The sequence below is a fragment of the Streptomyces sp. CB02414 genome, from assembly GCF_001905385.1.
GTDB lineage: Bacteria > Actinomycetota > Actinomycetes > Streptomycetales > Streptomycetaceae > Streptomyces.
On sequence record NZ_LIPF01000006.1, the window covers coordinates 169,080 to 181,090 of the forward strand.

The 12,011-nt window shown below is 71.5% G+C and carries 12 protein-coding genes; 5 read left to right on the forward strand and 7 right to left on the reverse strand.

Annotation, left to right across the window (positions count from 1 at the left end; genetic code table 11):
• Window positions 1-32: 32 nt before the first annotated feature.
• Entirely contained in the window at window positions 33-782 is a 750-nt protein-coding gene (locus AMK11_RS37830) for an ATP-binding protein (protein ID WP_073729342.1), read from the reverse strand.
• Window positions 779-997: a hypothetical protein gene (locus tag AMK11_RS20605; protein ID WP_073729344.1), complete on the reverse strand. Its 219-nt coding sequence runs from the start codon at window positions 995-997 to the stop codon at window positions 779-781. The genes AMK11_RS37830 and AMK11_RS20605 overlap by 4 nt, the downstream gene beginning before the upstream one ends.
• Before the next feature lie 368 nt (window positions 998-1,365).
• Here AMK11_RS20605 and AMK11_RS20610 point away from each other — a divergent pair, with 368 nt between their 5' ends.
• The 4 genes from AMK11_RS20610 to AMK11_RS20625 all read left to right on the forward strand — a co-directional run bounded on the left by AMK11_RS20610 (window position 1,366) and on the right by AMK11_RS20625 (window position 6,038).
• Window positions 1,366-2,205, forward strand: a complete 840-nt coding sequence (locus tag AMK11_RS20610; RefSeq protein ID WP_079187573.1) for a helix-turn-helix domain-containing protein — start codon at window positions 1,366-1,368, stop codon at window positions 2,203-2,205.
• A complete protein-coding gene (locus AMK11_RS20615) occupies window positions 2,202-2,429 on the forward strand; it encodes a DUF397 domain-containing protein (RefSeq protein WP_073729348.1) in 228 nt (75 codons plus the stop codon). The genes AMK11_RS20610 and AMK11_RS20615 overlap by 4 nt, the downstream gene beginning before the upstream one ends.
• A 182-nt stretch (window positions 2,430-2,611) precedes the next feature.
• The gene (locus AMK11_RS20620) at window positions 2,612-4,243 is read left to right on the forward strand and encodes a penicillin-binding transpeptidase domain-containing protein (RefSeq protein WP_073729350.1); all 1,632 of its coding nucleotides are present in this window, start codon (window positions 2,612-2,614) and stop codon (window positions 4,241-4,243) included.
• A gap of 169 nt (window positions 4,244-4,412) precedes the next feature.
• Window positions 4,413-6,038 (forward strand): penicillin-binding transpeptidase domain-containing protein, encoded by a 1,626-nt coding sequence (locus AMK11_RS20625; protein WP_073729352.1) that lies wholly within the window; start codon window positions 4,413-4,415, stop codon window positions 6,036-6,038.
• A 33-nt stretch (window positions 6,039-6,071) separates the two neighbouring features.
• Here AMK11_RS20625 and AMK11_RS20630 read toward each other — a convergent pair whose 3' ends face one another.
• Window positions 6,072-6,449, reverse strand: coding sequence for an SsgA family sporulation/cell division regulator (locus AMK11_RS20630; protein WP_073729354.1), 378 nt, complete (start codon window positions 6,447-6,449; stop codon window positions 6,072-6,074).
• A gap of 202 nt (window positions 6,450-6,651) precedes the next feature.
• Between AMK11_RS20630 and AMK11_RS20635 the strand changes: the two genes are divergently transcribed.
• Complete coding sequence (locus AMK11_RS20635) at window positions 6,652-7,845, forward strand: serine hydrolase domain-containing protein (protein WP_073729795.1); 1,194 nt, start codon at window positions 6,652-6,654, stop codon at window positions 7,843-7,845.
• Window positions 7,846-7,878: 33 nt separating this feature from the next.
• On the opposite strand, the gene AMK11_RS20640 is transcribed toward AMK11_RS20635, so the two are convergent.
• The 4 genes from AMK11_RS20640 to AMK11_RS20655 form a co-directional block, all read right to left on the reverse strand.
• Window positions 7,879-8,154 carry a DUF1876 domain-containing protein gene (locus tag AMK11_RS20640; RefSeq protein ID WP_073729796.1) on the reverse strand — a complete coding sequence of 92 codons (276 nt, stop codon included), beginning with the start codon at window positions 8,152-8,154 and terminating at the stop codon, window positions 7,879-7,881.
• A 68-nt stretch (window positions 8,155-8,222) separates the two neighbouring features.
• Window positions 8,223-9,068, reverse strand: coding sequence for a DMT family transporter (locus AMK11_RS20645; RefSeq protein ID WP_073729356.1), 846 nt, complete (start codon window positions 9,066-9,068; stop codon window positions 8,223-8,225).
• Complete coding sequence (locus AMK11_RS20650) at window positions 9,065-9,577, reverse strand: YbaK/EbsC family protein (protein ID WP_073729358.1); 513 nt, start codon at window positions 9,575-9,577, stop codon at window positions 9,065-9,067. Before AMK11_RS20650 ends, AMK11_RS20645 begins: the two co-directional genes overlap by 4 nt.
• Before the next feature lie 158 nt (window positions 9,578-9,735).
• Entirely contained in the window at window positions 9,736-11,976 is a 2,241-nt protein-coding gene (locus AMK11_RS20655; protein ID WP_073729360.1) for an MMPL family transporter, read from the reverse strand.
• Between the last annotated feature and the right edge of the window lie 35 nt (window positions 11,977-12,011).

Sequence of the window (12,011 nt, forward strand, 5' to 3'; positions counted from 1 at the left end):
GACAACGACTCGCAGTTCGGCAAGAAGCTTCCTCACCCGGAACCGGTCGAGGGGCCAGTGGTGACTCCGACAGCGATCTCGGCCCAGACCGTCAGCCCTCCGCCCGTTCGCCTCGTCCCCCAGCGACTGGCCAGCGCATTGGTGATCAGCAACCCTCGCCCGCCTTCACACTCGTCCTCGGACACACCTGCTGACGTGGAGATCACCGGTGTGCCGCCGCTCCGGCCGTCGTCGGTCACACCGACCGCCGCCACATCAGCGGCGAGGGCGCAGGTGATCGCGACGGTACGGCTCTCCGTGTGCTCTAAAGCATTGGCGACCAGTTCGCCGGTGACGGCCACGAGGTCGTCCGTCGTACCGACCGGAAGACTCCACGTCCGGCACGTGTCACGGACGTAGTGCCTTGCGGTTCGGACAGAAGCGAGGTCCCCGCCCGGGAGTGTGAGCAGGCCGTACGCACGTAGTGCCAGTGAGGTCCCGTCGCCCTGGCCCGGTCCCGCACCACCGAGACGCGCGCCCCGGGATTCCGCGACGCGCAGAGCGTCCGCGAGCGCGTCGGTCAGTTGGCCTGTCAGGGCGCGCAACTCCCCTGTTCTCGGCGGCTGCTTCTCCAGTACTTGCCGCGCCCGGCCGAGCAGTCGTTCCGCCAGACCGAGTTGTACCGCTTCCATGTGGTCGGCGAGCCGGGAGACAGGCCCGTCTCCGTCCGTGAGGAGCAGAGCAGTGTGCCCATGGACGCCAGGGCAGGGCAGGATTCGCACGCAGTCCGTCCCGTCGCTCATGACGCCGCCGCCGAACAGGCGTGGATGTCACGGGTGTCGAGGTCGACACCGTACGTCGCACACCAGAGGATGTCGCGCCGCAGCCGCTGGATACGCGCCTTCTCGTCCCGCTCGTACGCAGTGAGGTAGGGGCGGACGAGCGGGGTGGACGTGCCGTCGATGGGCTCTTGCCAGCGGGGAGTGGCGGCGGGGGCACTGAAGCGCGGCGATGGCACGGCACGCTCACTCGCCGAATGGTCGACAGGGCGCCCCGCCGGCGGCCGACCTGCTCGATGCCGCCCAGAAGGTAGGGCCACCATCCGTAGCCAGCGGATCAGGAACCGCGTGAATCCAGCCATGCCCTCAATGCCTCCTCGCCTCTGAGAAACGGTGCAAGGGAAAATTGCCATGGGAATCCCATGGAAGGCTGACCCATGGAGGGAGTTCACTGATGTGGGTGACGAGGCTCGAATCCTCGTCCGATGTCCCAGAAGGGCCCATACAGTCGCGGACGTTGCGCGGGGCACTATGCAGTCGGAGCTGCACATTTCACAGACGGAGGGGATGCGACATGAGCGCTACACAGACGGGTCCAGCCGGTCGCATGCAGATCGCACGAGGCCTGACCTCACTGCGCGAGCGCTGCGGGCTCACTCAGACACAGGTGGCGGCCCGTGCAGGCGTCAGCACCACAACGGTCAGCCGGTACGAGGCATGGCAGGATCGCGCCCGTATCCGCTGGGCAACGGTGAAGGCCTTGGCCGACGCGTGCGACGCCACGCCTCAGGAACGTGAAGCGCTCGTAGCTGTGGCCAAGTCGCAGGCCGACGGATGGTGGGTCGGCAACAACGCGGTGCCTGAGTGGTTGGATCCGCTCGTCTCGTTCGAGCATCAAGCGGCATACGAGCACGTCTTCGCGAACACGGTCATCCCGGGCCTGCTGCAGACGCGGGAATACGCCCTCGCCATTCACCAGGCCAGGGAGGTCCGCAGTCCGAACGACGGTATTGAGCGGATGGTCGAGGCCCGAATGCAACGCCAGACCATCCTGATGCGCGACCCGGCATTGCACCTCTGGGTGGTGCTGGACGAGGCGGTGCTTCGCAGGACAGTGGGAAACACCGACATCATGAACCAGCAGCTCAAGCACCTTCACGAGATGGCGGATAGCCCCAACGTCGACATCCAGATCCTGCCGTTCAGCGCGGGAGCACACGCCGCCGGGGCCGGGCACTTCGTGATCCTCGGTCGCGACGACGAGCGGGAGCCCCTCAACTCCATGGCGGTCGTGTACATCGAGATGCGCCGGCGCGGGGTGTATCTGGACGACGCCGAGGACGTCAGTGCCTATAAGTTGACGTTCGACTACCTTCGTTCGCAGGCCGCCGACGTCACCCTCTCGTCGCGGCTGGTCGCCAGAGCACGACAGGAGCTGTCCTCATGACCGGCATAGCGCCTTCCCTGACCGAGCACAGGAGCGTGCGATGGTTCAAGAGCAGCTACAGCGGCGGCGAGGGCAACGAGTGCGTCGAGATCGCCGACCGCGGCCCGTGGGTGGGGGTACGGGACTCGAAGGCGCCTCGTAAGACCCTCAGCTTCTCCGCCCACGTCTTCGCCGCCTTCGTCAGGGACCTGTCGGGGGCTCAGCGAGCCGAGTCCCGGTCGTAGACACCGGCAACCGACAATGCTCACGCCCCGCCGGGTCTCCTTTGGGCCACCAAACGGAAACATCCGTACCGCTGGTCACGCCCTGCGCATAGAGTGCCACCCACAACTGCTTCTGAACGCGTTCAAGAAGGCGTGCGGAAGGTCTGACGGGGATTCAGGGGATTCTGGGGAGGGACTTGCCGATGGGCAGGGGGGTGAAGGTCGCCGTCATAGGCGGCGTGTTCGCCGTGATGGTGGGCGGGGCCGGGTACGGCGCCTACAACATCGTGTCGGCGCTGGACGGCGGGGGCGGCTCGGGGAGCGCCGGTACGGCGAAGAAGAGCGGGCCGCCCGACGGTGACGAGGTCGGGGAGACGACCGAGAAGTTCTTCACGGCCTGGGAGAAGGGCGACGCGGCCACGGCGGCGTCGTACACGAACAACGCCTCGGTGGCCGGGACGCTGCTCACGGCGTACGGCGAGGCGGCCCACATCACCGACGTGGAGATCACGCCCGGCACGGCGACCGGCACGAGCGTGCCGTTCACGGTGAAGGCGAAGGTGGCGTACGAGGGTACGGCCAAGCCGCTGTCGTACAAGAGTGAGCTGACCGTGGTGCGCGGGGAGACCACCGGGCGGGCGCTGGTGGACTGGAAGCCGTCGGTCGTCCATCCAGCGCTGAAGGACGGCGACACCCTGGTCACGGCGGAGTCGGAGACCCCGCAGATCCAGGCGGTCGGCCGCAACGGGACCGTGCTGACGAAGGAGAAGTACCCCTCGCTCGGTCCGGTGCTGGCCACCCTGCGGGAAAAGTACGGCGCCAAGGCGGGCGGCACCCCCGGCGTCGAGCTGGTAGTGCGGCACACTGCCGCCGACGCCCCCGACACTCCGCTGCTGACCCTCGCCGAGGGTGAGCCCGGCAAGCTGGAGACGACGCTCAGCGCGAGCGTCCAGGCGGCGGCCGAGAAGGCCGTGAAGCGGTTCGGCGAGTCGTCCGTGGTCGCGGTCAAGCCGAGCACCGGCGAGGTGCTGGCCGTGGCGAACAACCGGGCGGACGGCTTCAACGCGGCGTTCCAGGGACGGGTCGCCCCCGGCTCCACCATGAAGATCATCACCGCGGCCATGCTCATCGACAACGGCGTGACCTCGATGAACGGCCCGGCGCCCTGCACGGACTCGGCGATGTGGCAGGGCCAGACCTTCAAGAACCTCACCGGCATGGAGCCCAACGAGGGCGCCACCCTCGCCAACACCTTCATGCGCTCCTGCAACACGGGCTTCATCAAGCTCATCGACGAGAAGCCGCTCACCGACGCCTCGCTGACGACGGAGGCCGAGGAGCGCTTCGGGCTGGGCCGGGACAACTGGCAGACGGGCGTCGTCTCCTTCGACGGCAGCGTCCCCGCGGTGAGCGGACCGGACCGCGCCGCCAACGCCATCGGCCAGGGCAAGGTCCAGATGAACCCCCTGAACATGGCCTCGGTGACGGCGACCGCCATCACCGGCGAGTTCCGCCAGCCCTACCTCGTCTCCCCCGACCTGGACGGGCGGCAGCTGGCCACCGCCAAGGGCCTGCCGCAGAGCACCGCCGACCAGCTCAAGCAGATGATGCGGCTCACCGCGACGCAGGGCACCGGCGCCGCGGCCATGTCCGGGCTCGGCGGCGACATCGGCGCCAAGACCGGGTCGGCGGAGGTCGACGGGCAGACCACGTCCGACAGCTGGTTCACCGGCTTCCGCGACGACGTCGCGGCGGCGGCCATGGCCGAGGGGGCCGGCCACGGCGGTGACGCGGCCGGCCCGATCGTCGCGGACGTGCTGCGCGCCGGTGGCTGAACCGGACGGGTAGGACCCGCCCGGACACCCTAGGGTGGTCGCCGTCGGGGTGGGCGCGCGGCAGCGCGACACCGACGGCGGGGACCACCGACAGGGCAGCGCGAGGGAAGAACGGGACGCAGTGGGCAGCAGAAGGGCCGCCGCCGGGCGGCGCAGTACGAGACCCGCCGTGATCGGCAGCGTCGCCGCCGTGGTCGTGGCCGGCGCCGGATTCGGCGCCTACGCGATGTACGGCGGCGGCGCCGACGGAGAGGACGGCGGCCGGACCACGTCCGCCGCGGCCGGGGAGAAGGTGAAGTCCGGGCCGCTCACGGCGGCCGAGGTCACCGCCACGGCCCAGCGGTTCCTGACCGCCTGGCAGAACGGCGACGTCGCCGGGGCGGCCGCCGGCACCGACGACGCCGAGGCCGCGAAGGCCCTGCTCACCGGCTACACCAAGGACGCCCGCGTCAAGGACGTCACCCTCACCCCGGGCACCCCGGCCGGGGACAAGGTCCCGTTCTCCGTGAAGGCCACCGTCGCCCACGGGGAGACGAGCAAGCCGCTGACGTACGACAGCGCGCTGACCGTCGTGCGCGGACCCGGCGACGGCGAGCCCCTGGTCGACTGGCACGCCGCCGTCGTCCACCCGGAGCTGAAGGACGGCGACAAGCTGGTCACCGGGGAGGCCGGGGACCCGCCGGTCGAGGCGCTGGACCGGGACGGCGGCAAGCTCACCGCCGCCGAGTACCCCTCCCTCGGCACCGTCCTGGACGGCCTGCGCGAGAAGTACGGCGAGAAGGCCGGCGGCACCCCGGGCATCGAACTGCGCGTGGTCCGCGGCAAGGAGTCCAAGGCGGCGAAGGCCTCCGACAAGACCCTGCTGGAGCTGAGCGAGGGCACGCCCGGCACGGTGAAGACCACCCTGGACCCGGCGCTGCAGGCCGCCGCCGAACAGCAGGTGTCCGGCAAGGCGCGGGCGTCGGTGGTGCTGATGCGCGCCTCCACGGGCGAGATCCTCGCCGTCGCCAACGGCGGCCACGGCTTCAACACCGCCTTCCAGGGCTCGCTGGCGCCCGGCTCCACGATGAAGGTCGTCACCGCCTCGATGCTGATCGAGAAGAACCTGGCGTCGATGGACGAGAAGCACCCGTGCCCGAAGTACTTCAGCTACGGCGGCTGGAAGTTCCAGAACGACGACGAGTTCGAGATCAAGGACGGCACCTTCAAGGCGAGCTTCGCCCGCTCCTGCAACACCGCCTTCATCAGCCAGGCCCCCGAGCTGGAGAACGACGACCTGACCAAGCAGGCGAAGGAGGTGTTCGGCCTCTCCATGAACAACTGGACCGTCGGCGTGCCCACCTTCGACGGCTCGGTGCCGGTGCAGAGCGCCGCGCCGATGGCCGCCTCCCTCATCGGCCAGGGCGGGGTCCGGATGAACCCGCTGAACATGGCGTCCGTGGCGGCGACCGTGAAGTCCGGCTCCTTCCACCAGCCGTACCTGGTCCCCCCGTCGGTCGACGGGCGGAAGCTCGCCACCGCCTCCCGCACGATGTCGGCGTCCACGCTGGCGCAGCTGCGCGAGATGATGTCCTACACGGCGGCCGCCGGTACCGCGGCGGGGGCGATGGCCGGGGTCGGCGGTGACGCCGGGGCGAAGACCGGCTCGGCGGAGGTCGACAACCAGGAGAAGCCCAACGGCTGGTTCACCGCGTACAAGGGCGACCTGGCCGCGGCGGGCGTGGTCCAGCAGGGCGGCCACGGCAGCGAGAGCGCGGGGCCGATCGTCGCGGCGCTCCTCAAGAACGCGGGCTGACCGGCAGCCGGGAGAAGGCGCGCGGCCGGTGGCTCAGTGGGCCACCGGCTCCGCCACCGCCGTGTACGTGCGGCGCAGGAACCGCATGACGGCCTTGGTCTCGAACTGGACCACCGAGCAGCCCTGCGGGGAGTGGAACTCGACCACGGCCTGCACCCGCCCGCACGGCCACACCCGCACGTCGCCGGTCCCGGCGGGCGCGCGCAGCCCCTGCTCCAGCAGGGCGCGGGGGAAGGTCCATTCGCGGGAGGCGGGAGCGCGCCCCCGGGCCGGCAGGGCCACGCACACCGACCGCGGGTCGTGGTCGGGGTCGTAGCGCAGTACGACGGGTATCGCTCCGCCGTCGTCCCAGTCGGGGAGGTCCGCGTCGGTCAGGATGTGGGCTCGTGCGTGCTGTTCGACCACCGACATCGGATCGCCCCTTGCGCTCTGTGACCTTTGCGGAAGTTGTACGTCCGCCCCCATTCCAATGTCCCACATTTCCCGGCTCACGCCCTTCGGGCCGAATATCACATGTGAGATCAGCTCCCTCCCGGAATCGCAGGCACCCGACGACGGTTGCACCCTCTGTCGCAGGTGATCCGAAGGGACGGGTGGGGAAGTGAGCGCGGACGTGGACGTGCGGGGCACGGTGGCCGAGGGGTTCGAGCCGGTCAGGGACGCGTTCGCACGGAACTTCGCGGCGCTCGGGGACCGGGGCGCGGCGGTCGCCGTCTACCGGGACGGGCGCAAGGTCGTCGACCTGTGGGGCGGCACGCGGGACGTGGACGGCACCGAGCCGTGGCGCCGGGGCACCGCGCAGGTGGTGCGCTCGGCGACGAAGGGCGTCGCCGCCGCCGTACCGCTGCTGCTGCACCAGCGCGGGCAACTGGACCTGGACGCGCCGGTGGCCGAGTACTGGCCCGAGTTCAAGGCGCACGGCAAGGAGCGGGTGCTGGTCCGGCACGTCCTGAACCACCGGACGGGCCTGCCCGTCCTCGATCGGCCGCTCACCCCGGCCGAGGCCCTGGACCCGCTGCGGGGGCCGGAGGCGGTCGCCGCGCAGGCGCCCGTCTGGGAGCCGGGCACCGACCACGGCTACCACGCGCTCACCTACGGCTGGCTCCTCGACGAGCTGGTGCGCAGGGTGACGGGCGGGCGGGGCACCGGTGAGTGGCTCGCGGACGAGGTCGCCGGTCCGCTGGGCCTGGACCTGTGGATCGGGCTGCCGGCCGCCGAGGAGGCGGCGGGCCGGGCGGGCCGGGTCGGGCGCCTCGAAGAGGCCGAACCGTCGGGCGGCGGCGGCCCGCGCCTGCGTCCCAAGCGGGCCGTCACCGAGGCCTACGCGGACCCGGACTCCCTCACCCGGCGCGCCTTCGCCGCCGTCACCCCGTTCCCCGACCAGAACGACCCCGCCTACCGTGCGGCGGCCCTCCCGGCGACCAACGGCATCGCGACGGCGGACGCGCTGGCCCGCTTCTACGCGGCGCTGATCGGCGAGGTCGACGGCGTGACCCGGCGGGCGCGGCTGTTCGACCCGGCGACGACGGAACTGGCCCGCGCCGAGGAGTCGTCCGGCCCCGACCGCGTCCTGGTCGTCTCCACCCGCTTCGGCCTCGGCTACATGCTGCACGGCAGCGCGTCGCCGTTCCTGTCCCCCGGCTCCTTCGGCCACCCGGGCCGCGGCGGCGCGCTCGGCTTCGCCGACCCGGAGGCCGGCGTCGCCTTCGGCTACGTCACCAACGGCTTCCGCAAGACCGTGACGGCGGACCCGCGGGCGCAGGCACTCGTGCGGGCGCTGCGGACGTCGCTCGGCACGGACGGCTGACGGTCCCGTCCCGAGCCGTACGCGGCGTACGGGTCACACGTGGATCGGGTGGGACGTCCTGCCCGACGCGGCGTCGATCTCGTCGTGCGCCTTGGTGAGCAGTTGCATCGCCAGCTCGTTCAACGCGCGTGCGCCGGCGACCTCTTCGCCGACCCTCGGCTGCTGGGCGTCCACGCGGTGGCGGCTGGCGTGGCCGTGCGCGCGGACCTCGGTGCCGTCGGGGAGCCGCACCATCGCGACCGCCCGCGTGTGCTGGTCGTCCTCCATGAACTCCAGCTCGACATGCCATCCCACTGCGGTGTGCATCATGACGATCACCTCCGGAAGTCCTCCTTCCAGGGTGCTCCTCGCGGACGCCGCACGCATCACCCGTCCGTTCACCCCGTGTGCAGCATCAGCCCGATCCCGACGACGAGCAGGCCCGCCGCCGCGATCCGGGGCGCGCCGAACCGCTCCTTGAAGAAGAGGGCGCCGATCGCGGCGCCGACCAGGATGGAGGACTCGCGCAGGGCGGCGATCGGGGCGAGTGCGGCGCGGGTCTGCGCCCACAGGACCAGCGCGTACGCGGCGACGGACAGCACCGCGCCGAGCAGCCCGAGCCGCACGTGCGGGCGCAGCAGCGTCCAGGCACCGGCGCGGTGGCGGTACAGGAAGTACGCCGGGAGAACCGTCCCCTGCACGGCCATCAGCCAGGCGATGTAGCCGAGGGAGGAACCGGAGGCGCGTACGCCGAGCCCGTCGACGACGGTGTACACGGCGATGGTCGCGCCGGTCGCCAGGGCCGCGCCGATCGCCGCCCAGTCGGGCCGGCGCCCGCGCAGCCCCCACAGGGCGACGCCGGTCAGGCCCGCGCAGGACACCACGACGCCGGCCGCGGCCCAGCCGTCGGGCACCTCGTGGGCGAAGGCGGCGGCGAGGACGGTCACCAGCAGTGGCGCGCTGCCGCGGGCGATCGGGTACGCCTGCCCGAAGTCGCCGAGCCGGAAGGACCGCATGAGCAGCGCGTAGTACGCGATGTGGATCGCGGCGGAGAGGAGCAGGTACGGCCACGCGCCGGCCGCCGGGAACGCCGTGAACGGCAGCAGCGCCAGCCCGATGAGCATGCCGCCGCCGGAGATCAGCGCGAAGCCGGTCAGCTTGTCGGTGATCCGGTGGGCGATGGCGTTCCAGGCGGCGTGCGTGACGGCGGCCAGCAGGACGGCGCCGGTGACCAGTGGCGTCACTCGGAGCGCTCGCGCACGTCCACGAGGGTCGCGCCGGCGGTGGCGACGAGCTCCTTGGGTTCCATCGGGAAGACGGAGTACGGGGTGCCGGCGGCGGCCCAGACGACCTGGTGGGCGAGCAGGGAGCGGTCGGCGAGCACCCGGGTGCGCTCCCGGTGCCCGAAGGGCGGCACGCCCCCGATGGCGTACCCGGTCGTCTCCCGTACGACGTCGGCCTTGGCCCGCGTGACCTTCTGGGCGCCGAGTTCCTCGCGGACCCGCTCCAGGTCGACGCGGGAGGCGCCGTCCATGAGCACCAGCACGGGCACCCCGTCGGCGGCGAAGATCAGCGACTTGCAGATCTGGCTCAGCTCGCAGCCGATCGCGGCGGCGGCCTCGGTGGCGGTGCGGGTGGCCTCCGGGAAGCGCCGGACCTCGGCGGTCAGGTCTCCGAGGCCGAGCGCGCGCAGGGCCTCGGCGAAGCGGGGGTGGACGGCGGAGGCGCCGGAGGTGTCGTCGGTGGTCGTCATGGCGGCACCGTAGCGGTACGTGTAGTCCGCATGCGAACGGGTTGCGGGGCGTGCGGGACGCCCGGGAAGGAGGAAGCCGGTGAGGGCAGCCCCGTCCCCACGGAGCCCTCACCGGCTGGTCTGGCGTCCTCCTGTCAGAGGTGTTCAGAGGTGGCGGGTCAGGTGGTGCGTACCAGTTCCCGGTCCTCGTCCTTGCCGTCGTCGCCGAGGGTCCGCAGGCCCTCGCCCTCGACGTCCACGTTGGGCAGTGCGCGGTCCAGCCACTTCGGCAGCCACCAGGCCTTCTTGCCGAGCAGGGCGAGGACGGCCGGGACGATGGCCATGCGGACGACGAACGCGTCGAAGAAGACGGCGATCGCGAGGCCGAAGCCGATCATCTTGACCATCGACTCGCTGGAGCCGATGAAGCCGGCGAAGACCGCCATCATGATGACCGCCGCGGCCGTGACGACCCGGGCGCCGTGCTTGAAGCCGGTGACGACGGCCTGGCTGGGCTGCTCGCCGTGGACGTACGCCTCCCGCATGCGGGTGACCAGGAAGACCTCGTAGTCCATCGCGAGACCGAAGACCACGCCGACCATGAAGATCGGCATCATCGACATGACCGGGCCGGTCTCCTCGACGCCCATCAGGCCGGACAGCCAGCCCCACTGGAAGACCGCGACGACCGCGCCCAGCGCCGCCATGACGGAGAGCAGGAAGCCGAGGGCCGCCTTGAGCGGGACCAGGATCGAGCGGAAGACCACGATCAGCAGGAGGAAGGCCAGGCCGACGACCAGGACCAGGTAGGGCAGCAGCGCGTCGTTGAGCTTCTGGCTGACGTCGATGTTCATCGCCGTCGAGCCGGTGACCAGGGTCTCGGCGCCGGTGTCCGCCTTGATGTCGGCGCCCGCGTCGCGGATGGCGTGCACCAGGTCCTCGGTCGCGACGGAGGACGGCTTGGAGTCCGGGATCACGGTGATGGTCGCGGTGTCGCCGCCCTTGTTGGGCTGGGGCGGGGTCACCGCCACGACGTCCTTGAGGCCCTTGATCTCGTCGGAGACGTCGGTGAACACCTGCTGCGGCGCGTCGCTGCCCTTGGCGTCGACGACGACCATCAGCGGGCCGTTGAAGCCGGGGCCGAAGCCCTCCGAGAGCAGGTCGTAGGCGCGGCGCTGGGTCGTGGACGTCGGCTGGGAGCCGTCGTCGGGCAGGCCCAGTTCCAGAGAGGCCGCGGGGACGGCCGCCGCGCCGAGGCCGACGACGCCCAGCAGGAGCACGGCCAGCGGACGGCGGACGACGAAGCGGGCCCAGCGGGTGCCGAGGTTGGCCTTGGGCGGAGCGTCCTCGGTCTTCTCCGTGGCCTGGTCGGCGCTCTTGCGGCCGCGGCCCAGGAGCTTGCCCTTCGCGCCGGCCGGCTTGACCCGGCGGCCGGCGTAGCCGAGCAGCGCGGGGACCATGGTCAGGGCGATCACGACCGCGATGGCGACGGTGCCGGCGGCCGCGATGCCCATCTTGGTGAGCATCGGGATGTTGACGACCGCGAGGCCGACCAGGGCGATGACGACGGTGAGGCCGGCGAAGACGACCGCCGAGCCCGCGGTGCCGACGGCCCGGCCGGCGGCCTCCTCGCGCTCGCGTCCCTCGGCGAGTTCCGCGCGGTAGCGGGAGACGATGAACAGGGCGTAGTCGATGCCGACCGCGAGGCCGATCATCATCGCCAGGATGGAGGTGGTGGAGCCCAGTTCGAGGGCGCTGGCCAGGGCGGTGATCGAGGAGACGCCGATGCCGACGCCGATGAGGGCCGTGAGCAGGGGCAGGCCGGCCGCGACCAGCGAGCCGAAGGTGATGACCAGGACGACGGCGGCGACCGCGATGCCGATGATCTCCGTGGCGCCGGTGTGCGGGACGGCCTGGAGCGCGTCACCGCCGACCTCCACGGTCAGCCCGGCGTCGCGCGCCTGCTGGGCGGCGTCCTCGAGGGCGTCCTTGGTGGACTCCTCCAGCTCCATGCCGGAGACGTCGTACTTCACCGAGGCGTAGGCGATCGTCCCGTCCTGGCTGACCGCGTTCCCCCGGTACGGGTCGGCGACCGAGGCGACCTCGGAGCCGTCGGCCAGGTCGGAGACGGTCTTCTCGACGGCCGCCTTGTTGTCGGGGTCCGTCATCTTCTCGCCGTCCGGTGCCTTGAAGACGACGCGTGCGGTCGCCCCGTCGGCGGCGGCGCCGGGGAAGCGTTCCTCCAGCAGGTCGAAGGCCTTCTGGGCCTCGGTGCCGGGGATGGAGAAGGAGGTGGTGCCGGCGGGCGGGGCACTGGCCGCGCCGACGCCGGCGAGCGTCAGCAGGGCCACCCATATCAGGGCGACGAAGTGCCGTCGGCGGAAGGCGAGCCGGCCGAGTTTGTAGAGGAACGTGGCCACGGGGGCGTACTCCCGGTCAGGTCGTGGGTCTTCAG

Excerpts from the sequence above, each read along its gene's own strand:
- AMK11_RS20650 (WP_073729358.1), bottom strand. The coding sequence starts at position 9,577 with ATGACGACCACCGACGACACCTCCGGCGCCTCCGCCGTCCACCCCCGC.
- AMK11_RS20630 (WP_073729354.1), bottom strand. The coding sequence starts at position 6,449 with ATGTCGGTGGTCGAACAGCACGCACGAGCCCACATCCTGACCGACGCG.
- AMK11_RS20610 (WP_079187573.1), top strand. The coding sequence starts at position 1,366 with ATGCAGATCGCACGAGGCCTGACCTCACTGCGCGAGCGCTGCGGGCTC.
- AMK11_RS20620 (WP_073729350.1), top strand. The coding sequence starts at position 2,612 with ATGGGCAGGGGGGTGAAGGTCGCCGTCATAGGCGGCGTGTTCGCCGTG.
- AMK11_RS20640 (WP_073729796.1), bottom strand. The coding sequence starts at position 8,154 with ATGATGCACACCGCAGTGGGATGGCATGTCGAGCTGGAGTTCATGGAG.
- AMK11_RS20615 (WP_073729348.1), top strand. The coding sequence starts at position 2,202 with ATGACCGGCATAGCGCCTTCCCTGACCGAGCACAGGAGCGTGCGATGG.
- AMK11_RS37830 (WP_073729342.1), bottom strand. The coding sequence starts at position 782 with ATGAGCGACGGGACGGACTGCGTGCGAATCCTGCCCTGCCCTGGCGTC.